Origin of the sequence: Roseococcus sp. SYP-B2431 (genome assembly GCF_004336745.1) — a bacterium.
Lineage (GTDB): Bacteria > Pseudomonadota > Alphaproteobacteria > Acetobacterales > Acetobacteraceae > Roseococcus.
In genome coordinates, this window is the sequence record NZ_SJXD01000025.1 from 375,485 (window position 1) to 396,643 (window position 21,159).

A 21,159-nucleotide genomic window follows, 5' to 3' on the forward strand; every position below is an offset into this window, starting at 1 on the left:
GGCATGAGCGAGACCATCCTGATCACCGGCGGCGCGGGCTTCATCGGGAGCCATGTCTCGCGTCTCCTCCTGCAGCGCGGCCACCGGGTCAGGGTTCTCGACAGTCTCATCGATCAGGTCCATGGCGGGCGCGGCCCGGCCCTGCTCGATCAGGAGGTCGAGTTCCTGCGCGGCGACGTGCGGGACGAGGCGTCGCTCCTGCCGGCTTTGAAGGGCGTCGACAGCGTCATCCACCTCGCCGCGGAGGTCGGGGTCGGACAGAGCATGTATGCCATCGACCGCTACGTTTCGGCCAATGACCTCGGCACCGCGTCCCTCTTCCAGCAGCTCATCCACCGGCCGGTGCGGCGCGTCGTCGTCGCCTCCTCGATGAGCATCTACGGCGAGGGCCTGTATCGCGACGCCGACGGAGCGCTGCACGAGGACGTGCTGCGTCCGCCGCGCCGCGACGGGGATGCCGGCTGGGATCCGATGGATCCGCGGGGCCGCCCGCTGCTCCCGGTGCCGACGCCCGAGACGAAGCGGCCGAACCTCGCCTCCGTCTATGCCATCACGAAGTACACGCAGGAGCGGCTGACGCTCACCCTGGCGCCGGCCTATGGCATGGAAGGCGTGGCGCTGCGGCTGTGGAACGCCTACGGCCCGGGCCAGGCGCTCTCCAACCCCTATACCGGCGTGCTCGCGATCTTCGCCTCGCGATTGCACAACCGGCAACGGCCCATGGTCTTCGAGGACGGTCAGCAGCGCCGCGACTTCGTGCATGTGGGGGACGTGGCGCGGGCCTTCCTCCTCGCGCTGGAGCACCCGCGCGCCGCGGGCCAGGTCTACAACGTCGCCAGCGGCGAGGATCGCAGCGTCGAGGAGGTGGCGCTGTCCCTGGCCCGTGCGATGGGTCACCCCGAGCTAAGTCCCGAGATCACCGGCAAGGCGCGCAGCGGCGATATCCGCCACAACATCGCGGACATCTCGCGCATCCGGGACGAGCTGGGCTTCTCCGTCGATCGCGACTTCGAGGAGGACCTCGCCGAACTCGCGGAATGGGTGGCCCGGCAGCAGGCCGAGGATCGCGTGGCGCAGGCGCGCCAGGAGCTCGAGGCCCGGGGGCTCGTGGCATGAACGCCTCGCCGCCCATCCGGGCCCGCAAGCCGCTCCTCGTCACCGGCGGCGCCGGCTTCATCGGCTCCAATCTCGCGGACCGGCTGGCGCAGGAAGGCCACGACGTCCTGGTCCTCGACGCGCTCGCCAGGCCTGGCGTCGAGGCCAACCTCGAATGGCTGCGGCGCCGGCATCCGGCGCGCCTCTCCACCATGATCGCCGATATCCGGGACCCGGATGCGGTGGCCGAGGCGGTGCGCGATGCCGGCGCGGTCTTCCACCTGGCGGGCCAGGTGGCGGTGACGACGAGCATGGTCGAGCCGCAGGAGGATTTCGACACGAACCTGCGCGGCACCTTCGGGCTGCTCGACGCCCTGCGCCGGCGCGGCGGAGGGGTGCCGATGGTATTCGCCAGCACCAACAAGGTCTATGGCGACCTCGCGGATGTCGCGCTGGAAAGCGTGGACGGGCGCTACGTGCCGGTCGACCCGGCCCTGCGGGAGAAGGGCATCGGCGAGACGCGCCCGCTCGACTTCCACACCCCCTACGGCTGCTCGAAGGGCGCCGCGGACCAGTATGTGCTCGACTTCGACCGGAGCTTCGGCGTGCCGGCCGTGGTGCTGCGCATGAGCTGCATCTATGGCCAGCGGCAGATGGGCACCGAGGACCAGGGCTGGGTGGCCCATTTCCTCATCCGCGCGCTGCGGGGCGAGCCCATCAGCATCTTCGGCGACGGCTGCCAGGTCCGCGACGTGCTCCACGTGCAGAACGCCGTGGAGGCGTATGTGCATGCCTGGCAGCGCATCGGCGCCGCCCGCGGCCGCGCCTACAATCTCGGCGGCGGGCCGGGCAATGCGGTGAGCCTGCGGCAGGTGATCGCCGCGATCGAGGATCTGCTCGGCCGCAGCATCGAGACGCACTACGCGGATTGGCGCGCCGGCGACCAGCGCTACTACGTCTCGGACGCCAGTGCTGCGCGCCATGCGCTCGGCCTGCACGAGGCCATGCCCTGGCGCATCGGCCTCGCCTCCCTCGCGAGCTGGCTGGAGCGGGAGCACGGCCTGCGCACGGGCGCCAAGGCGGAGGCGGTGCCGTGAAGGTCGCGCTCGTCAACCCGCCCTGGAGCTTCGAGAACAGCATCTACTTCGGCTCCCGAGAGCCGCATCTGCCGCTGGAGCTCGGCTACGCCAAGGCGCTGCTCGATGCCGCCGGACACGAGACGCTGATGCTGGACGGGCATCTCTGCGACACGCCGATGGAGGCGCTGGTCGAGCAGGTCGCCCGCTTCGCGCCCGACATGACGGTGGTGACGACGGCGCCGACCTATCTCTTCTGGCGCTGCGCCCAGCCCGAGCTGCGCATCCCGCGCGCCTTCCTGATGGCGCTGGGCGCGCGGGGCGGGCGCACGGTCGCGGTCGGCCCGCACGGCTCGGCGACACCCCGCACGGCGCTGCGCAAGCTGGGGGCGAATGTCGTCGTCCTCGGCGAATGCGAGGAGATCGTGGCCCGGCTTGCCGCGGTGGAGGAACTGCACCTCGTGCCCTCCATCGCCTGGTGGAACCGGGGAGAGATCGAGGTGAACGGCGGGCCCGCCGCCGCCGCCTTCGCCGATGCGGCGGCGCTGCGCTGGCCCGACGAATGGATCCGCCGCCACGCCCACCATCACCACCGCTTCGACGCGCCGCCGCAAGGCCCGGGCGCGGAGGTCGAAGCCTCGCGCGGCTGTCCCTATACCTGCAGCTTCTGCGCGAAGATCGATTTCCGCGACAAGTATCGCCGCCGTGCGCTCGGGCCGGTGCTGGAGGAGATCGACGGGCTGATCGCCCAGGGCGTGGAATACGTCTACTTCATCGACGAGATCTTCCTGCCGCAGCGCGCGCTGCTCGAGGCGCTGGTCGGCCGCAACGTCATCTTCGGCGTGCAGACGCGCATCGATCTCTGGAAGCCGGAGATGCTGGACCTGCTCGGCGCCGCCGGCTGCGTCTCGATCGAGGCCGGCGTGGAGAGCCTCACCGAGGAGGGCCGCGCCGCGCTGGACAAGAACTGCCGCAGCTCCACCGACGAGCTGGCAGACCGCCTCATCCACGCGCGCCGCTCGGTGCCCTTCGTGCAGGCCAATCTCATCAAGACCGCGGGCGACGATGCCGGCATGATCGCCGACTGGCGCGCGAGGCTGCAGCGCGCCGGGGTCTGGGCCAACGATCCGGTTCCGCTCTACCCCTATCCCAGCTCGCCGGACTATCGCCGGCTCTGGGGCGCGCCGGACGAGCTGGCCTGGGAGCGCGCGCATGCGCATTACCTCTCCCAGTTCGACAGCTTCAGCGACATCCAGGACGGGCGGCCGATCCCCCTGGCCGAGCTGGAGGCCGCATGCCTCCGCCCGTGAGCTCCGTCCTCCTCACCACGGACGCCGTGGGCGGGGTCTGGACCCACGCGCTCGATCTGGCGCGCGGCCTCGTCGCGCGGGAGGTGCAAGTCACGCTCGCGGTAATGGGGCCGCGCCCGAGCGCGGCCCAGGCGGAGGCGGCACGTGCGGCGGGGAGCAGGCTGCTCGTGACCGACCTGCCGCTCGACTGGGCGGGCGCGGACGAGGAGGCCTTGCGCGCCGCCGGCCGCTCGCTCGCCTCGCTCGCCGCGAATTCCGGCGCAGCGCTGGTGCATCTGAACAGCCCGGCCCTGGCCGCCGGCGGCGACTTCGCCATGCCGCTGGTGATCGGCTGCCACTCCTGCGTGGCCACCTGGTGGGACACGATGCGCGGCACGCCCCTGCCGGAGGAGTTCGCCCGCCAGCGCGCGCTCGTCGCGGCCGGCTACGCCGCCGCCGATGCGCTGGTCGCGCCGAGCCGAGCCTTCGCGCGCATGACGGCCGAGCAGTACGACCTTCGCCGCATGCCCCGCGTGGTGCACAACGCGCGCCCGTCCCGGCCCATGGTGCATGGCGCGCGCGACGGGATCCTGGCGGCCGGGCGCCTCTGGGACGAGGCGAAGAACATCGCGCTGCTGGACCGCATCGCGCCGCGGCTGGACGCGCCCATCCTCGTCGCCGGTCCGCTCGCGGCGCCTCACGGCGGCACCGCGCGCTTCCCGAAGCTCTGGCACCTGGGCGCACTGGATTCGGACGCGATGGCGAAATGCCTCGCGGCCCATGCCATCTTCGTCTCGCCGGCGCGCTACGAGCCGTTCGGCCTGGCGGTGCTGGAGGCCGCACAGGCGGGATGCGCGCTCGTTCTTTCCGACATCGCCTCCTTCCGCGAGATCTGGGGCGACGCCGCGATCTACGTCGCGCCCGACGACGAGGAGGGCTTCCTCCAGGCGCTGCGGACCCTCTCCGCCGATCCGGAGCTGCGGGCGCAGCGCGGCGCGGCGGCCCGCAAGCGGGCCGGCCTCTACACCGAGGAGGCCATGGTGGAGGGCATGCTCGGCCTCTACCGGGAGCTCCTGCCGCATCATTCCCCGCTGGAGTCCGCCGCGTGAAGCTCGTCTATTTCACCCATTCCCTGCGCTCCTGCTGGAACCATGGGAATGCGCACTTCCTGCGCGGCGTGCTGCGCGAGTTCGCTCTCCGCGGCGACGAGGTGGTCGCCATGGAGCCCCAGGAGCCCTGGAGCCTGCGGAACCTCCTGCAGGACCACGGTCCGGCCGGCGTCGCGGCGTTTCACGATGCGTATCCCGAGCTGGTCTCGCGCGCCTACGCCGACCAGGCCGCCTGCGAGGAGGCCGTCGCCGACGCCGATCTCGTCGTCGTCCATGAATGGAACGAGCCGGCCCTGGTCGCCTTCCTCGGACGGCTGCGCCGGCAGGGCGGCCGCTTCACGCTGCTCTTCCACGACACGCACCACCGCGCCGTCAGCGATCCCGAGGCCATCCGCGCCTTCGACCTCGACGGCTACGACGGTGTGCTGGCTTTCGGCGAGGCGCTGTCGGAGGTCTATCGCCGCTGGGGCTGGGGCGGCCGCGTCTGGACCTGGCACGAGGCGGCCGATATCCGGCACTTCCATCCCCCCGTGCAGGAAGGCCCCCGGAGCGGCCTCGTCTGGATCGGCAACTGGGGCGACGGGGAGCGCAGCGAGGAGATCGAAGCGCTGCTGCTGCGGCCGGCGCGCGATGCCGGGCTCGCGCTCGATCTCCACGGCGTCCGCTATCCGGACGAGGCACGGGCGAAGCTCGACGAGTACGGCGCGCATTTTCGCGGCTGGCTGCCCAATGCCGCCGCGCCCGGCGTCTTCGCGCGGCATCTGGCCACGGTCCATGTGCCGCGGCGCTTCTACGTGACGATGCTGCCCGGCATTCCCACGATCCGCGTCTTCGAGGCGCTGGCCTGCGGCATCCCGCTGGTCTCCGCGCCCTGGCAGGACAGCGAGAACCTCTTTCGGCACGGCGAGGATTTTCTCACGGCGCGGAATGGTTCGGAGATGACGGGCCAGCTGCGCGCATTGCGGCATGATCCGGAGCTGCGCAATGCCGTCGCGGCCCATGGCCTCGCCACGATCCGCGCGCGCCACGGCTGCGCCCACCGCATGCGCGAGCTGCTCGCCATCCTGGCCGAGTTGCGCCCGCAGCGATTGATGGAGAACGCCGCATGAGGATCGCCTTCTACGGCTCGAGCCTGCTGTCCTCCTACTGGAACGGAGCCGCGACCTATTACCGCGGCATGTTGCGCGCCCTCGCGGCGCACGGCCACGACATCACCTTCTACGAACCGGATGTCTACGACCGGCAGAAGCATCGCGACATCGAGCCGCCGGAATGGGCCCGCGTCGTCGTCTACGACGCCAACGATACGGCGCTTCGCGACGTCATCGCACGCGCCGCGGAGGCCGATGTCGTGGTGAAGACGAGCGGCGTCGGCATCTTTGACGACGAGCTCATCACCGGTGTCATGCGCGCCGCCCGGCCCGGGGCCATCCGGATCTACTGGGACGTGGATGCGCCCGCCACCCTGGCGGAAATCGCAGGACTGCCGGACCATCCGCTGCGCCGCACGCTCCCGGAGCTCGACTATGTCCTGACCTATGGCGGTGGGCCGCCAGTGGTCGCGGCCTTCACGGGCCTGGGCGCGCCGCGCTGCGTGCCGATCTACAATGCGCTCGATCCGGACATCCATCACCCGGTTCCCGCCGAACGCCGCTTCGCGACGGATCTCGCCCTTCTCGCCAACCGCCTGCCGGACAGGGAGAAGCGCATCGAGGACTTCTTCCTGGACGCCGCCTGGCGGCTGCCCGGCCGGCCCTTCCTGCTCGGCGGCAACGGCTGGGGCGACAAGCACCTGCCGCCCAACGTGCAGTACATCGGCCATGTCTACACACGCGACCACAATGCCTTGAACTGCTCGGCGCAGGCCGTGCTGAACGTCTCGCGCGACAGCATGGCGGCCAATGGCTGGTCGCCGGCCACGCGCGTCTTCGAGGCCTGCGGAGCGGGAGCCTGCCTCATCACCGATGCATGGACCGGCCTCGAGATGTTCCTCGAGGAGGGCGCGGAGGTGCTCGTCGCTCGCGACGGGAAGGACGTGGCGGACCTCCTCGCGGCGCTGACGCCGATGCGTGCCCGCGCGATCGGCGAGGCAGGCCGCCGGCGCATCCTCGCCGGGCATACCTATGCGATGCGCGGCGCCGAGGTGGACGCGCTGCTGCGCCGCCATGCGGCACTGGCCACCGCTGGCCGCGCCGCATGAGGGAGGTTCTCGACATCACCGTCCTCGGCCTCAGCCTCTCCTCCTCCTGGGGCAATGGCCATGCGACGACCTACCGGGCGCTGCTGCGCGCGGCGGCCGCGCTCGGGCACCGCGTCACCTTCCTGGAGCGGGACGTGCCCTGGTACGCGGCGCAGCGGGACCTGCCGGCGCCGGAGTTCTGCCGGCTGGAATTTTACCACGACCTGCCAGGGCTGCGCCGCTGGTCTCGGACCATCGCCGAGGCCGACGCCGTCATCGTCGGCTCCTATGTGCCCGAGGGCGTGGCGGTCGGCCGCCTCGTGCAGGGGACGGCGAACGGCGTCACCGCCTTCTACGACATCGACACGCCCGTCACCCTCGCGAAGCTGGCGCAGGGCGAGCACGACTACCTCTCGCCCGAGCTCATCCCCGGCTACGATCTCTACCTCTCCTTCACGGGAGGGCCGACGCTCGATCTGCTGATGCAGCAGTACGGGTCACCGGCGGCGCGCGCCCTCTACTGTTCGGTGGATGCGGAGGCCTATCGCCCGCGCGACATCGATCGGCGCTGGGATCTCAGCTATCTCGGCACCTACAGCCCGGATCGCCAGCCCATGCTGGAGCGTCTCCTGCTGGAGCCCGCCCGCCGGGCGCCGCATCTGCGCTTCGTCGTGGCGGGGCCGCAATACCCCTCGGACATCGCCTGGCCAGCCAATGTCGAGCGCCTGGAGCACGTGCCGCCGTCGGACCACCCTGCCTTCTATAGCGCCAGCCGCTACACGCTGAACGTGACGCGCGCCGACATGGTGAAGGCCGGCTTCAGCCCAAGTGTCCGGCTTTTCGAAGCGGCGGCCTGCGGCACGCCCGTGATCTCGGATAGCTGGCGCGGCATCGAGACGGTGCTGCGGCCCGGCGAGATCGTCCTGGCCCAGGATACGGAAACGGTGCTCGCCACCCTCTGCGATCCTTCGGCCGGCCGCCGCGATCGGATGGGCCGCGCCGCGCGCTCACGAATCCTCTCGGAGCACACGGCCGGCCACCGGGCGGCGCAGCTGGTCGAGTATCTGCAGGACGCACGTCTTCGAAGCACGCCCACGGCCTCCTTTCGCGCACCGGAACTCCAGAGGGAACTTCCATGAAGAATGGTCATACGAGGCGGGCCGTGGTCGCGGGCGGGGCGGGCTTCCTGGGATCGCATCTGTGCGAGGCGCTGCTCGCGGATGGCGTGCAGGTCTGGTGCGTGGACAACCTGCAGACCGGCCAGCGCCGGACGGTTCGCCGCATGGAGCAGAATCCCGACTTCACCTTCGTGGAGGCCGACGTGATCGAGACCGGCTTCCTCGCGAGGTTGCCCCGCCGGATCGACATGGTGTTCAACCTCGCCTGCGCCGCCTCGCCCGTGCAGTACCAGGCCGACCCGGAGCACACGCTGCTCACCAGCGTCGTCGGCACGCGCAACCTGCTCCGCCTGGCCGAGCAGCGCGGCGCGCGCTTCCTCCTCACCTCCACGAGCGAGGTCTACGGCGACCCCGAGGTGCATCCGCAGACGGAGAGCTATCGCGGCAACGTCAGCTGCACCGGGCCACGCGCCTGCTACGACGAAGGCAAGCGCGCGGCGGAATCGCTCGCGCTCGACTTTCACCGTGCCGATCGCGCCGAAGTCAGGATTGCTCGCATCTTCAACACCTATGGTCCGCGCATGCGCGCCGATGACGGGCGTGTCGTGTCGAACCTCATCACCCAAGCGCTCGATGGCAGCGACATCACCGTCTATGGCGATGGCAGCCAGACCCGCTCCTTCTGCTACGTCGACGACATGATCGACGGGCTCGTGCGGCTCATGCGCTACGAAGGGGCGCAGCCGGGCCCCATCAACATCGGCAATCCCGTCGAGATGACCGTGACGGAGCTGGTGGAGCAGGTGCTGGCATTGACGGGGTCTCGCTCGCCGGTCGTGCACCTGGCTCTCCCTGAGGATGATCCGCGGCGCCGGCGGCCGGATATCGGCCGGGCGAGGGAGCTTCTCGGCTGGGCGCCAAGGACGACGCTGGCGGAAGGGTTGCGGGCGACGGTGCAATGGTTCACCGAGCTGCAGGCGGAGCCCGAGCCGCGCGCCGCGGGCAAGGGGACGGATCATCTGGTCGTCTGAAACGCCGTGCGGTATCCCGCCGCTTTGCTGGGAGATTCCGCTTGGCCGAGATCGTTTCCACCGAGATCGTCTACAGCCGCTGGGCGAGGATGATCCTCGCCACCATCCGCCTGCCCGACGGGCAGTCGACGAAGCGCGACATCGAGGATCACGGCGAGGCGGCCATGGTGCTGCCCTATGACCCCCTGCGCCGGCTGGCGTTGGTGATCCGCCAGTTCCGCACGCCGCCCCGCTACGTCGGTGCCGACGGCATGATCCTCGAAGCCGCGGCCGGACGTTTGGAGGGCGAGGAGGCCGAGGCCTGCGCGCGACGCGAAGCCATGGAGGAGGTTGGCGTCAGGCTGGCGCAGCTGCAGCCGGTCGCGCGGGTCTGGAGCATGCCCGCCCTTTCCACGGAGCGCGTCTCGCTCTTCCTCGCCCCCTATGCGGAGGCGGATCGCGTCGCGCCCGGCGGCGGTCTCTCGGAGGAGCACGAGGAGATCACCGTGCTGGAGATGCCGCTCGCTGAGCTGGCTCAGCTGGCGGATGCGGGCGAGCTGACCGACCTCAAGCTTCTGTTGCTGGTCCAGACGCTGCGCCTTCGCCGGCCCGACTGCTTCGCTTAGATTCGGGGAGGCGCACCACCACGACGGCGGGGCGGCGTTATGGTTTTGCATGGTCGTCTCTGGCCCCGGCCGCGATCGGTCCTGCGGAATTCCAGATGGAGCGCCCTTGCGCAGCATCCCCTGAATGAAAGCCGCCCGATGACGCTGCCGCCCCTTTTGTATCGCCACGATCTCGAACAGGTTTCGGACGACGAGCCGCAGGTCGTCGACGACCTCAACGGCGCGTTCGACCGTATCCTCGAAACGACGCATGGGGATTACGGCCACGCCGTCCGCGCGGTGCATGCCAAGGCGCATGGCATCATGGCGGGTACCTTTTCGATCGATGCGGGCCTTCCGCCGGAACTGGCGCAGGGCCTGTTCGCGTCACCCGGCGAGCATCCCGCCTGGCTGCGCATCTCCACCAATCCCGGCGACATCCTGGACGATGCCATCGCGCTGCCGCGCGGCCTCGCCCTGAAGGTGGGCGGCGTGTCTGGCGAACGCCTCCCCGGCGCCGAAGGCACGACCCAGGATTTCGTGATGATCAACAGCCCCGCCTTCATCATGTCCACCGCCAAGACCTTCGCCGGGAATCTCAAGCTGCTCGCCAGGACGACCGACAAGGCGGAAGGTGCGAAGATCGCGCTGTCGAAGGTCCTGCAGATCGTCAATGGCGCGCTGGGGAAGGTGGGCCTCGAAAGCTCGAAGCTGGCCAGCTTGGGCGGCGCTCCGCAGGCGAACCCGCTCGGCGAGACCTACTTCAGCGCGGTCCCCTTTCGATACGGAGACTACGTCGCCAAGTTCCGCCTGCGTCCGGTCTCGCCGGGACTCACCGATCTGACCGGCCGGGACATCGACACCAAGGGCCGCCCCAACGCAATCCGCGAGACGATTCGGCAGGAGATGGCGCGGATCGAGGGCGAGTGGGCCTTCGAGGTCCAGCTGGCGTGGGATGAGGAGAAGCAGCCGGTGGAGGATGCGAGCACCCTCTGGGACGAGGCGGAGGCGCCCTTCGCCCGGGTCGCCGCCTTGCGCGTCTCCGCCCAGGATTCCTGGGATCCCAACCTCGTCGAGAAGGTGAACGAGACCATGCGCTTCTCGCCCTGGACCGGCCTTGCCGCCCATCGTCCTCTCGGCAACGTGAACCGGGCGCGGCAGGCGACCTACCGGCACGCCGCGGACTTCCGGCAGGCAGCCAACCGCTGCCCGATTCACGAGCCTTGAGGCGGGGCGGCTGGGTCCGCGAAGGCCCTTGCCCAGAGGGCGAATAAACTGCTGTCAGATACTCAAGGTCGTTGTGGGTCCAGTCGCGCGCGAACCCGTCTCAGCCTGTTTACGCCTGTTCTGATCCTGTTTTCCGAGGAAAGCAGGCGGAAGCAGGTCAATTTGTGCGTCCGCTCAGGCCGAAGTGTGCTTCGACAGGGGTCTGTCGGCGGCGCGCTGACCGGAATGGGCGCGGACGTCATCACCGCCGATGATCCATCGAGCCCGAGGAGGCTTTGCCGGACGCCGAGCGAGCGCGTGCCAATGAAGAGGGAAGCCGATTACAAATCAATCCGCCGAAAAGGTGTCGATCCACGGACATCGCACGGGTTCGCTGTCAGATATCATTGGCTAGCGTTCGGGTCTGGCATTAAATTGGGAGCAGCATGCCTCTCTACGCTCATTCCATATCCGGCTTCGATGCGGAGTTTTGGGAGTGTTTGCCCGACCACTTGGCAAGGGTGGCGCGCCGTTCCCACTGCTTTGCCTCAGTCTTCGGTTGGGGAGAGGCCGGTCGAGCCGCGGCGCTTCTGCACGACATCGGAAAGGTCTCCGATCTTTATCAAGCCTATCTATTCAAACCGCGAGATCTGGCCGGAAATGCCAAGGGCCCCGACCATTCGACAGCCGGAGCGCGTGCCGCCGTCGAGGTCTATCGTGGGCCGCTAGGCCGGATGCTCGCCTTCCTGATCGCAGGCCACCATGCGGGACTCGCCGACGGCCGCAAACTCGATGATCGCCTGGCGGAGAGCTATCGCATCGAGCCGTTTGCCGGCTGGCAGACGCAGACCGGCGAGCTCCCGGCCAGCCTAGTGCCGAACCGTCGACCACAGACCAGCCGCCATCCCGGATTCGGCCAGGCCTTCCTCACGCGCATGCTCTTCTCCTGTCTGGTGGATGCTGACTTTCTCGAAACCGAACGCTTCTACGCCGAGGCGGCACGGGAGCCCGTCGAGCGGGACGGCTTCACGCCGCTGACCGAACTGCGCGAGCGGCTGCGCCGCCACATGGCCGGCCTGCGCAGCGAAGGCACCGATGCGGTGCAGACACTCCGGGCGGAGGTCCTGCGGCATGCCATCGGAAAGGCCGCCGCAGCGCCCGGCCTCTTCACCCTGACCGTGCCCACCGGCGGCGGCAAGACGCTCGCATCGCTCTCCTTCGCGCTGGAGCACGCGCTGACCCACGGCATGCGGCGGGTGATCTACGTCATCCCCTTCACATCGATCATCGAGCAGACGGCCGATATCTTCCGAAGGGCGCTCGGCACGCGCGACGACGTGCTGGAGCATCATGCAAGCTTCGACTGGGAAACGGCGCGGCAGCTCGCGGAGGACGACGAAGGGCGCGACGGGCTCGCGAAGCTGCGCCGGGCCTCGGAGAATTGGGCGGCGCCGGTCGTCGTCACCACGGCGGTGCAGTTCTTCGAGAGCCTCTTCGCCAACCGGACCTCGCGCTGCCGCAAGCTGCACAACATCGCCGGTTCGGTGATCGTGCTCGACGAGGCGCAGACCCTGCCGCTGCACCTGCTGCGCCCCTGCATGGCCGCGCTGGAGGAGCTCGCGCATAACTACGGGGCCAGCGTGGTGCTGTGCACGGCGACGCAGCCGGCGCTGCGCGCGAAGGATGGTTTCGGGGGCGGCTTCGACATCGATGAGGACCGGGAGCTCGCGCCGGATCCGAAGGCGCTCTTCGCGGCGCTGAAGCGCGTCGAGGTGGAGAGGCGGCCCGGGCCGGTGACGGACGGGGAGATCGTCGCGCGCTTCGCGGAGCAGCCGCAGATGCTCTGCGTGGTGAATAGCCGCGCCCATGCGCGCGGGCTGTTCGAGGCGATCCGCCACCTGCCGGGCGCCACCCATCTCAGCACGCTCATGTGCCCGAAGCACCGGCGCCGGGTGCTGGAGGAGGTGCGCGCGCGGCTGAGAGCGGGCGAGCCGGTGCGGCTGGTCAGCACGTCACTCATCGAGGCGGGGGTGGATATCGACCTGCCCGAGGTCTGGCGCGCGGCGGCGGGCCTGGATTCCATCATCCAGGCGGCCGGGCGCTGCAACCGGCACGGCAAGCTGGCGATGGGGCGGGTGGTGGTCTTCGAGCCGGCGGAGGCCAAGCCGCCTCACGCGCGGGAGCAGTTCTGGCAGGCGGCACGGCCGGTGCTGGACCGGTCCGAGGATCCGCTGACGCTGGAGGCGATCCATGCCTATTTCAGCACGCTCTATTGGCAGAAGGGAACGCAGGCGCTCGATTTCGCGACAGTAGACGAACAGGCGGGCGGGATCCTGCGCGCCATCCACGAAAGGGCGGCGGATTTCGACTTCCCCTTCCGCAGCATCGCCGAGGCGTTTCGCCTCATCGAGGACGCGATGGCCTCGGTGATCGTTCCCTTTGACGAGGAAGCCGAGGCGCTGCTGCGCGAGATCGCCGCGATGGAGCGGCCGCTCGCGTCTCAGATGCGGCGGCTGCAGCAGTACGTGGTTTCGATTCCGCGGTCGGCGCGGGGGGAGTGGCTTCGGTTGGGAGCGTTGAAGAGCGTGCATCCGGCGCTGGGAGAAGAGTTGCTGGCTTTCGGGGACCGAGCCCAATACGACAAGGAGACAGGACTACGCCTCGAACAGATCCTGTTCCGCGATGCTGAGAGCAATATCTTCCCGTGAAAGCTATTGATCGAGTAAATAAGTTTCGATTTCGTATTGCATTACTTGGAATGTTACTGCCAGATATTATTCTGGTTGACCGGGATTTTCTTTGAAGGAGAATTGCTGCAAGGAATCGGGGAGTGCGCTTTGTCGTTCGGGATGAGGCTACATGTCTGGGGCGACCGCGCCTGCTTCACCCGGCCGGAAATGAAGGTCGAGCGCGTCTCCTATGACGTCATGACCCCTTCTGCCGCGCGCGGCATCCTCGAGGCCATCCACTGGAAGCCGGCGATCACCTGGGTCGTCGATCGCATCCACGTTCTCCGGCCCATCCGCTTCCAGTCCTTCCGCCGCAACGAGGTCAGCGCCAAGGCCAGCGCCGCCCTGGCCAGCCGCGCCATGGGTGCCGGCTCCACCCAGGGGCTGGGCCTCGTGGTCGAGGATATCAGGCAGCAGCGCGCGGCGACGCTGCTGGTGGACGTGGCCTATGTGATCGAGGCGCATTTCGTGATGTCGGCGCGTGCCGGCGCGGAGGACACGCCGGCCAAGCACCTTTCCATGTTCAACCGGCGCGCCGCCGCCGGGCAGTGCTTCCACCGCCCCTGCCTGGGCACGCGGGAATTCGCGGCGGATTTCGCGCTCGTCGAGCCGGACGCGCCGCTGCCGGAAAGCAAATGGCCCGCGGACGAGCCGGAGCGCGATCTCGGCTGGATGCTGCACGACATCGATTTCGCGCGCGGTGGCGCGTCGCGCTTCTTCCGGGCGCGATTGCTGGAGGGCGTGCTGGACGTGAAGGCCTGCCTCGCGGAGGGCGTGGCCTCGTGAGCATCCTCCAGGCGCTGGACGGCTATTACGGACGCATGGCGGCACGGGGCGAGGCGGAGGCGCCGGGCTATTCGCGATCCAAGATAAGCTTCGCCATCGTACTTTCGGCGGCGGGTGAGCCGGTCGATAAGATTGATCTCCGCCGGCAAGAGGGAAAGAGGTTCGTCCCTCGCCTTGAGGGCGTTCCCGCCGAGGTCATCAGGAAGTCAAACATCCTGCCGAATTTCCTTTGGGATAAGACGGCTTACTCGCTCGGTCGGACCTTGGGCGAAGGTCGGCGTACCTTGGAAGAGCATGCAGCTTTCAAGGCCATGCATCAGAAGCTGTTGGCCGAAACCAATGACGTGGGTTTGCTTGCGTTGCGCCGCTTTCTTGAAAGCTGGTCACCCGAGCGCTTCAATGCCGATCCTTTCGTGGCGGATATGCTGGATACAAACATCGTCTTCAGCCTCAAAGGCGAGAAAGCATTCATCCACGAGCGCCCCGCGGCGTTGCATCTTGTCGCAAGTGCGGCGGGCAGCGGAGCGGCGGCTGCTTTCTGTTTGGTGACCGGCCAGGAAGCGGCAATTCAACGCCTTCACCCGATCATCAAGGGCGTGGAGGGGGCGCAAACTGCGGGCGCTTCGCTGGTGTCCTTCAACCTCGATTCCTTTGAATCCTACGGCAAGAAGCAAGGCGACAACGCACCAACCTCCGAGGTCGCCGCCTTCCGCTACGGCGCGGCGCTGAACCGCATGCTGGACCGTGGCAGCGGCAATCGCGTGCCCCGCCCCATCGGCGACACCACCGTCGTCTTCTGGGCGGATGCCAGCGACGAGGTCGTGGCCAAGGCGACCGAGGATTGGTTCAACGACTTCTTTAACACCTCGGCCTCGGATGGCGCGACGGAGAATCTCCAGCGCGACGAGCAGCAGGCCGCCCGCATTCGCGACGCCCTCCGCCATGTCGCCGAGGGCCGGCCGGTGCGGGAGGTCAGCCCGCAGCTCGCCGAGGGCGTGCGCTTCCATGTACTGGGCCTTGCGCCCAATGCCGCACGCCTTTCCGTGCGCTTCTGGATGGCGGACCGCTTCGAGGTCTTCGCGAAGCGCCTGGCCGAGCATTACGACGACCTGGCGATCGAGCCGCCGCCCTGGCGCCTGCTGCCGCCGGCCGTCCAGCGCCTGCTGGTGAAGACCACGGCCGCGCTGGAGAAGTTCGAGAACATCCCGCCGCAGCTCGCCGGCGAGGTCACGCGCGCCGTCCTGACCGGCGGGAACTATCCGCGCCCGCTGCTGGCCGCGGCCCTGATGCGCATCCGCGCCGGGGATGACCCCAGCACCGGCTGGCACGCTGCCGCCATCCGCGCCGTTCTCGCGCGCGACGCCCGAAAATCTGGAAGGGAGACCCCGCCTGTGAGCCTCAACCGGGAGGAGCCGAACTCCGCCTATCAGCTCGGCCGCATGTTCACGATGGCCGAGATCGCCCAGCGCATGGCGCTCGGCAAGGTCAACGCCACCATCCGCGACCGCTATTTCGGCGCCGCCTCGGCCACGCCCGCCAGCGTCTTCCCGCTGCTGCTGCGTGGCATGCAGAACCACCTCTCGAAGCTGCGCAAGGACGGCAAGGGCATCTTCATCGAACGCGAGATGGACCAGATCGCCGAGCACCTGCCGCCGCAACTGCCGCGCTCGCTCCGGCTGGAGGAGCAGGGCCGCTTCGTCATCGGCTACTACCACCAGCGCCGGGCCAGGGTGGGCGGCAAGGCCGTGGACGATATCGCCGACGAACAGTCGCCCGAGGGGAATGACGACCATGAGTGAATCCGCCGCGCTGACGCGCCGCCACGAATTCGTGCTCTATTTCGATGTGACGAACGGCAATCCGAATGGCGATCCCGATGCCGGCAACCTGCCGCGCCTCGACCCCGAGACCAATCGCGGTCTCGTCTCGGACGTCGCGATCAAGCGCAAAATCCGCAACTACGTGGCCCTCGCGAAGGGGAACGTGCCCGGCCACGAGATCTACATGCGCGACGGCGCCACGCTCAACGTCGAGCACGGTCGGTCTTGGTCGGCGGTGATGCCCGACGCCAGCCCCAATGATAAGCGCAAAGACGGGCGCGCGAAGGACGATGAAAAGGCGCGCGAAATCACAAAGTGGATGTGCGCCAATTTCTGGGACATCCGCGCCTTCGGCGCCGTGATGACCACGGGCGTGAATGCCGGCCAGGTGCGCGGCCCCGTGCAGATCACCTTCGCCAGTTCCGTCGAGCCCGTACTGCCGCTGGAAATTTCCATCACGCGCATGGCCGCGACGACGGAGAAGGACGCCGAGGAAAAGGGCGGCCGCACGATGGGCCGCAAGCACATCATCCCCTACGGCCTCTATCGCGCGCACGGTTTCGTCAATGCCCCACTTGCCTCAGACAAGTCGAAGGGCACGGGTTTCGCGGAGGCCGACCTGGACCTGCTCTTCGAGGCGCTGGACAACATGTTCGAGCATGACCGCTCGGCCGCGCGCGGCGAGATGGCGACGCGCAAGCTCGTCGTGTTCCGTCATGCCACAGCGCTCGGCAATGCCCACGCGCACAAGCTGTTCGAGCGGGTGAAGACCTGGCGCGTGTACCAGGGCAGCCAGAACGCGATCAGCGATGAGGCGACCGGCAACTGGCCGGCCGCGCGCAGCTTTGCCGACTACGCCATCACCATCGATCGCGACGGACTTCCCGCCGGGGTCGAGGTGATCGAGCGGTAGCATGCGATGGCCGCAGCGCCGCCCGATCCGGAGGCCGAGGACGCGCTGATTCCGCTCTCGGCGCTGCAGCACCACCTCTTCTGCCCGCGGCAATGCGCGCTGATCCATGTGGAGCAGCTCTGGGCCGAGGATGCCGCCACCGCTGAGGGGCGCCTGCTGCACGAGAAGGTGGATGCCGGGCGGCCGGAGAGCCGGCCGGGGCTGCGGGTGGCGCGCGGCCTGGCGCTGCGGTCGATAGCGCTCGGCGTCTCGGGCAAGGCGGATGCGGTGGAATTCCGGGGGGGGCCGCCGCAGCCCTTCCCGGTCGAATACAAGCGCGGCAAGCCCAAGCCGCACCGAGCCGACGAGGTACAGCTCTGCGCGCAGGCGATCTGCCTGGAGGAGATGTTCGGCCAGCCCGTACCGGAGGGGGCGCTGTTCTACGGCGTCACGCGGCGGCGCATGGCCGTTGCCTTCGATGCGGAGTTGCGAGCGCTCACGGCCCGCGTCGCCGACGAGGCGCGCCAGAACATCCTGACGGGGCGGACGCCGCTGCCCGTGCCCATGGCCGCCTGCCGGCGCTGTTCGATGCTTGATCTCTGCCAGCCGGAGCGCCTGGCCGCGCCGCCCTCCGTCGCGCGATGGCTGGCACGCCAACTGGGCGAGTGAGGGGAAGACGATGCGGCGGATGCGGAACACGGTCTACGTCACCAGCGAGGACGCCTGGCTCCGCAAGGAAGGCGCCAACCTCGTGGTCGAGGTGGAGGGCGTCGAGCGCGGCCGGGCGCCTTTGCACATGCTCGATGGTGTCGTCAGCTTCGCGAGACCCGGAGGTTCGCCGGCGCTCATGGCGGCCTGCGCCGAAGCCGGCGTCGCCATCTCCTACCTGGAGCCGAACGGGCGCTTCCTGGCGCGTGTGGAAGGGCCGCGCAGCGGCAACGTGCTCCTGCGGCGGGCGCAGTATCGCTGGGCCGACGATGCCGGGCGGCAGGTGCCGATCGTGCGCGGCATCGTGGCGGCCAAGGCGGCGAACCAGCGCACGGTGCTGCTGCGCGCCCTGCGCGATCATGGCGACGCGATGGTGCCCGAGGCGCGGCTCGCCGTCTCGGCGGCAGAGGCTCGGCTTGGCCACATTGCACGCCGCACCTTGGCCATGGACACCGTCGAGACGCTGCGCGGGCTCGAAGGTGAGGCGGCCGCCACCTATTTCGCCGTTTTCGATCACTTGATCCGCATCGGCGATGGCGCTTTTCGCTTCACCGGCCGCTCGCGTCGGCCGCCGCTCGATCGCGTGAATGCGCTGCTCTCCTTCCTCTATGCGATGCTGGGGCATGACTGCCGCTCGGCACTGGAGGCGCATGGGCTGGATCCGCAGGTCGGCTTCCTGCATGCCGACCGCCCGGGCCGAGCCGGCCTGGCGCTGGATCTGATGGAAGAGCTGCGCCCTGTTCTGGCAGATCGGCTGGCCCTCAGCCTCATCAATCGCGGGCAGGTGCGGCCGGACGACTTCATCATGGAGGAGGCCGGCGGCGTGAGGCTGACGGATGCCGCGCGCAAAACCATCCTGGTTGCCTGGCAGGAGCGCAAGCGGCAGGAGCTGCGCCATCCCTTCCTCGGGGAGACGGCGCCGCTTGGTCTCATCGCACATGTCCAGGCGCAGCTTCTGTCGCGACATCTACGCGGCGAGCTGGACGGCTATCCCGGGTTTATCTGGAAGTGAGGTCGAGCTCGTGCTGATGCTGGTTGCTTACGACGTGAGCACGGAGACGGCGGCCGGGCGTCGCCGGCTGCGGCGCGTCGCCCGGGCCTGTCTGGATTTTGGCCAAAGGGTGCAAAATTCCGTGTTCGAATGCGAGGTGGAACCGGCACAGTGGACCGCGCTCCGTGCCCGGCTGATCGACGAGATCGATGCTGTGACCGATAGCCTGCGCTTCTATCGGTTGGGTGCGGAGGGGCGTCGCCGGGTGGAGCATGTCGGCGCCAAACCGACGCTCGATCTTGAAGGGCCGCTGCTGTTTTGATGAGCTCGCATGCGCGAACCCTAAGCGCTCATGATCTTGACGGTGGGTTCGCGCCGGTCTGCGTGCCGCAACAATCCGCCAGTTTCGCATTTGGGTTTGGAGATGCCCGCCGGATGTCCACGCAGACAACGGGTTGTTCGCGGATACCAGCGCGATTGCACTTCAGTCACCGCAGCCTAGCATGGTGGCGGTCGCTCCCTCACGGGGGCGTGGATCGAAACCACACCATGCTCCAGCGCCGCGGAGTGATCCCGGGTCGCTCCCTCACGGGGGCGTGGATCGAAACTTCGGCTTAGGCTCCGGAGGAGTATTGTCGGGCGGGTCGCTCCCTCACGGGGGCGTGGATCGAAACTCGTGATGTCCGAGCCCTGGTACCGCGAGCACATGCGTCGCTCCCTCACGGGGGCGTGGATCGAAACATCAACAACCTGGTTGGCTACCACATCCACCAGGACGTCGCTCCCTCACGGGGGCGTGGATCGAAACGCGGCATCAGCAAGCGCCTCGCGGCGGTTCCAGGTCGCTCCCTCACGGGGGCGTGGATCGAAACTTATGCACTACCCGGCTATTGATTTGCGAAACCGTCGCTCCCTCACGGGGGCGTGGATCGAAACTGTCACGTAGTAAAGCTCGGCTATACCGTCAATGGTCGCTCCCTCACGGGGGCGTGGATCGAAACGTGCAGCAGAAGACCGAGACCGAGCAGGTGCTGCGTCGCTCCCTCACGGGGGCGTGGATCGAAACTTCGCATGGAGCAGAAACATGAGGCTGTCACAGGTCGCTCCCTCACGGGGGCGTGGATCGAAACTGGCGTCGTCATGGTATCCCGCCCTCCGCGTGGGTCGCTCCCTCACGGGGGCGTGGATCGAAACACCGATGAACCCCGAACCCCGTTCACCCCGAACGTCGCTCCCTCACGGGGGCGTGGATCGAAACTCGATCACGGCCATAATAGGCGGCAAATCTAAAACGTCGCTCCCTCACGGGGGCGTGGATCGAAACTATTGGCAGCCGTCCACCACCCTGCGCGGCCAGGGTCGCTCCCTCACGGGGGCGTGGATCGAAACACCGTCTTACCCATCCTCCCGCCCTCCGCGCCCGCGTCGCTCCCTCACGGGGGCGTGGATCGAAACGAGGCCGAGCGCGCGCCGCGGGCGACTGGCATCTGTCGCTCCCTCACGGGGGCGTGGATCGAAACACGCCAGCGACGCCGGCCTCTTCCGCCTTGTCGTCGCTCCCTCACGGGGGCGTGGATCGAAACAGCTGGCCCTCGGCCTCCGCCTCCGGCTTCACCGGTCGCTCCCTCACGGGGGCGTGGATCGAAACACCGAGTCCTTGAGGTCTTTCTGCACCTCGCGCGTCGCTCCCTCACGGGGGCGTGGATCGAAACCGGAGGAGGAGCCCCCCGAGCCGGCCGCGGAAGCGGTCGCTCCCTCACGGGGGCGTGGATCGAAACTGCAGCCAGGAGCCCAAGGCGCCGTATCTCACCGGTCGCTCCCTCACGGGGGCGTGGATCGAAACCATGAAACCGAGTGGCGGAAGCTGCCGGACTTTGGTCGCTCCCTCACGGGGGCGTGGATCGAAACGCGAGCCAGACGGCAGCCATCGCCTTGCCGACGGGTCGCTCCCTCACGGGGGCGTGGATCGAAACCGGCGGATGGCGCCTCCTCCGAAGCTGACGGTCAGGTCGCTCCCTCACGGGGGCGTGGATCGAAACGCAGATGATCATGATGTCACGGCAAGCGCGGGGCGTCGCTCCCTCACGGGGGCGTGGATCGAAACCCGGACCTGATCGTCCTGGACGGCGAGCCGGATCGTCGCTCCCTCACGGGGGCGTGGATCGAAACTGGAGTGTTCGCCATTTGAATCCGGAGCCACTTGTCGCTCCCTCACGGGGGCGTGGATCGAAACATGCAGCACGACCGGGACGGCATAGACGGTCGCCGTCGCTCCCTCACGGGGGCGTGGATCGAAACCGGAAACCGCGCTTGCCCCCGCCCAGATCTGCGACGTCGCTCCCTCACGGGGGCGTGGATCGAAACGCCTCTTCGAGGGGGGTGCCGGTCATGCCGCCGCCCGTCGCTCCCTCACGGGGGCGTGGATCGAAACGGGTCGTCGATCATCAGCTCGGTCATGCCCCAAATCGTCGCTCCCTCACGGGGGCGTGGATCGAAACGGGCACAAGGGCCTCCTGCTATGAAGCCGGCGGGAGTCGCTCCCTCAC

17 protein-coding genes and 1 CRISPR repeat array (1 of these 18 running past the window's edge) are annotated in these 21,159 nt (G+C 68.5%); all 17 genes read left to right on the forward strand.

The window, feature by feature from the left end; genetic code table 11:
• Positions 1-3: 3 nt before the first annotated feature.
• The 17 genes from EJV46_RS13125 (at position 4) to cas2 (ending at position 18,935) form a co-directional block, all read left to right on the forward strand.
• A complete protein-coding gene (locus tag EJV46_RS13125; protein WP_131549093.1) occupies positions 4-1,116 on the forward strand; it encodes an NAD-dependent epimerase/dehydratase family protein in 1,113 nt (370 codons plus the stop codon).
• On the forward strand, positions 1,113-2,192 hold the full coding sequence (locus EJV46_RS13130) for an SDR family NAD(P)-dependent oxidoreductase (protein WP_206020797.1): 1,080 nt from the start codon (positions 1,113-1,115) through the stop codon (positions 2,190-2,192). The genes EJV46_RS13125 and EJV46_RS13130 overlap by 4 nt, the downstream gene beginning before the upstream one ends.
• Positions 2,189-3,481, forward strand: a complete 1,293-nt coding sequence (locus EJV46_RS13135; protein ID WP_131549095.1) for a TIGR04295 family B12-binding domain-containing radical SAM protein — start codon at positions 2,189-2,191, stop codon at positions 3,479-3,481. The genes EJV46_RS13130 and EJV46_RS13135 overlap by 4 nt, the downstream gene beginning before the upstream one ends.
• The gene (locus tag EJV46_RS13140; protein ID WP_131549096.1) at positions 3,466-4,569 is read left to right on the forward strand and encodes a glycosyltransferase family 4 protein; all 1,104 of its coding nucleotides are present in this window, start codon (positions 3,466-3,468) and stop codon (positions 4,567-4,569) included. Before EJV46_RS13135 ends, EJV46_RS13140 begins: the two co-directional genes overlap by 16 nt.
• Complete coding sequence (locus EJV46_RS13145) at positions 4,566-5,678, forward strand: glycosyltransferase (RefSeq protein ID WP_131549097.1); 1,113 nt, start codon at positions 4,566-4,568, stop codon at positions 5,676-5,678. The genes EJV46_RS13140 and EJV46_RS13145 overlap by 4 nt, the downstream gene beginning before the upstream one ends.
• Entirely contained in the window at positions 5,675-6,769 is a 1,095-nt protein-coding gene (locus EJV46_RS13150; protein WP_131549098.1) for a glycosyltransferase, read from the forward strand. Before EJV46_RS13145 ends, EJV46_RS13150 begins: the two co-directional genes overlap by 4 nt.
• Positions 6,766-7,887 carry a glycosyltransferase gene (locus EJV46_RS13155; protein ID WP_131549099.1) on the forward strand — a complete coding sequence of 374 codons (1,122 nt, stop codon included), beginning with the start codon at positions 6,766-6,768 and terminating at the stop codon, positions 7,885-7,887. The genes EJV46_RS13150 and EJV46_RS13155 overlap by 4 nt, the downstream gene beginning before the upstream one ends.
• On the forward strand, positions 7,884-8,897 hold the full coding sequence (locus EJV46_RS13160) for a UDP-glucuronic acid decarboxylase family protein (RefSeq protein ID WP_131549100.1): 1,014 nt from the start codon (positions 7,884-7,886) through the stop codon (positions 8,895-8,897). The genes EJV46_RS13155 and EJV46_RS13160 overlap by 4 nt, the downstream gene beginning before the upstream one ends.
• A gap of 41 nt (positions 8,898-8,938) precedes the next feature.
• Entirely contained in the window at positions 8,939-9,502 is a 564-nt protein-coding gene (locus tag EJV46_RS13165) for an NUDIX hydrolase (protein WP_206020798.1), read from the forward strand.
• Between the two features lie 138 nt (positions 9,503-9,640).
• The gene (locus EJV46_RS13170; RefSeq protein ID WP_131549102.1) at positions 9,641-10,708 is read left to right on the forward strand and encodes a catalase family protein; all 1,068 of its coding nucleotides are present in this window, start codon (positions 9,641-9,643) and stop codon (positions 10,706-10,708) included.
• Positions 10,709-11,133: 425 nt separating this feature from the next.
• A complete protein-coding gene (gene cas3, locus EJV46_RS13175) occupies positions 11,134-13,395 on the forward strand; it encodes a CRISPR-associated helicase Cas3' (RefSeq protein WP_131549103.1) in 2,262 nt (753 codons plus the stop codon).
• Between the two features lie 141 nt (positions 13,396-13,536).
• A complete protein-coding gene (gene cas5c / locus EJV46_RS13180) occupies positions 13,537-14,202 on the forward strand; it encodes a type I-C CRISPR-associated protein Cas5c (protein ID WP_131549104.1) in 666 nt (221 codons plus the stop codon).
• Positions 14,199-16,001: a type I-C CRISPR-associated protein Cas8c/Csd1 gene (cas8c, locus tag EJV46_RS13185; RefSeq protein ID WP_131549105.1), complete on the forward strand. Its 1,803-nt coding sequence runs from the start codon at positions 14,199-14,201 to the stop codon at positions 15,999-16,001. Before cas5c ends, cas8c begins: the two co-directional genes overlap by 4 nt.
• A complete protein-coding gene (cas7c, locus tag EJV46_RS13190; protein ID WP_131549106.1) occupies positions 15,994-16,935 on the forward strand; it encodes a type I-C CRISPR-associated protein Cas7/Csd2 in 942 nt (313 codons plus the stop codon). Before cas8c ends, cas7c begins: the two co-directional genes overlap by 8 nt.
• A gap of 6 nt (positions 16,936-16,941) precedes the next feature.
• A complete protein-coding gene (gene cas4 / locus EJV46_RS13195; RefSeq protein WP_131549107.1) occupies positions 16,942-17,583 on the forward strand; it encodes a CRISPR-associated protein Cas4 in 642 nt (213 codons plus the stop codon).
• 10 nt (positions 17,584-17,593) lie between these two features.
• A complete protein-coding gene (gene cas1c, locus EJV46_RS13200) occupies positions 17,594-18,634 on the forward strand; it encodes a type I-C CRISPR-associated endonuclease Cas1c (RefSeq protein WP_131549108.1) in 1,041 nt (346 codons plus the stop codon).
• A gap of 10 nt (positions 18,635-18,644) precedes the next feature.
• A complete protein-coding gene (gene cas2, locus EJV46_RS13205; protein WP_131549109.1) occupies positions 18,645-18,935 on the forward strand; it encodes a CRISPR-associated endonuclease Cas2 in 291 nt (96 codons plus the stop codon).
• Between the two features lie 190 nt (positions 18,936-19,125).
• Positions 19,126-21,159: direct repeats of the CRISPR family, unit length 31 nt; unit sequence GTCGCTCCCTCACGGGGGCGTGGATCGAAAC; it runs 4,226 nt beyond the window's last position.

Bases quoted from the DNA above. Each gene is read 5' to 3' on its own strand.
- cas3 (WP_131549103.1), top strand. From the start codon at position 11,134: ATGCCTCTCTACGCTCATTCCATATCCGGCTTCGATGCGGAGTTTTGG.
- EJV46_RS13155 (WP_131549099.1), top strand. From the start codon at position 6,766: ATGAGGGAGGTTCTCGACATCACCGTCCTCGGCCTCAGCCTCTCCTCC.
- cas4 (WP_131549107.1), top strand. From the start codon at position 16,942: ATGGCCGCAGCGCCGCCCGATCCGGAGGCCGAGGACGCGCTGATTCCG.
- cas7c (WP_131549106.1), top strand. From the start codon at position 15,994: ATGAGTGAATCCGCCGCGCTGACGCGCCGCCACGAATTCGTGCTCTAT.
- EJV46_RS13140 (WP_131549096.1), top strand. From the start codon at position 3,466: ATGCCTCCGCCCGTGAGCTCCGTCCTCCTCACCACGGACGCCGTGGGC.
- EJV46_RS13170 (WP_131549102.1), top strand. From the start codon at position 9,641: ATGACGCTGCCGCCCCTTTTGTATCGCCACGATCTCGAACAGGTTTCG.
- EJV46_RS13130 (WP_206020797.1), top strand. From the start codon at position 1,113: ATGAACGCCTCGCCGCCCATCCGGGCCCGCAAGCCGCTCCTCGTCACC.
- EJV46_RS13150 (WP_131549098.1), top strand. From the start codon at position 5,675: ATGAGGATCGCCTTCTACGGCTCGAGCCTGCTGTCCTCCTACTGGAAC.
- cas1c (WP_131549108.1), top strand. From the start codon at position 17,594: ATGCGGCGGATGCGGAACACGGTCTACGTCACCAGCGAGGACGCCTGG.
- EJV46_RS13125 (WP_131549093.1), top strand. From the start codon at position 4: ATGAGCGAGACCATCCTGATCACCGGCGGCGCGGGCTTCATCGGGAGC.
- cas5c (WP_131549104.1), top strand. From the start codon at position 13,537: ATGAGGCTACATGTCTGGGGCGACCGCGCCTGCTTCACCCGGCCGGAA.
- EJV46_RS13160 (WP_131549100.1), top strand. From the start codon at position 7,884: ATGAAGAATGGTCATACGAGGCGGGCCGTGGTCGCGGGCGGGGCGGGC.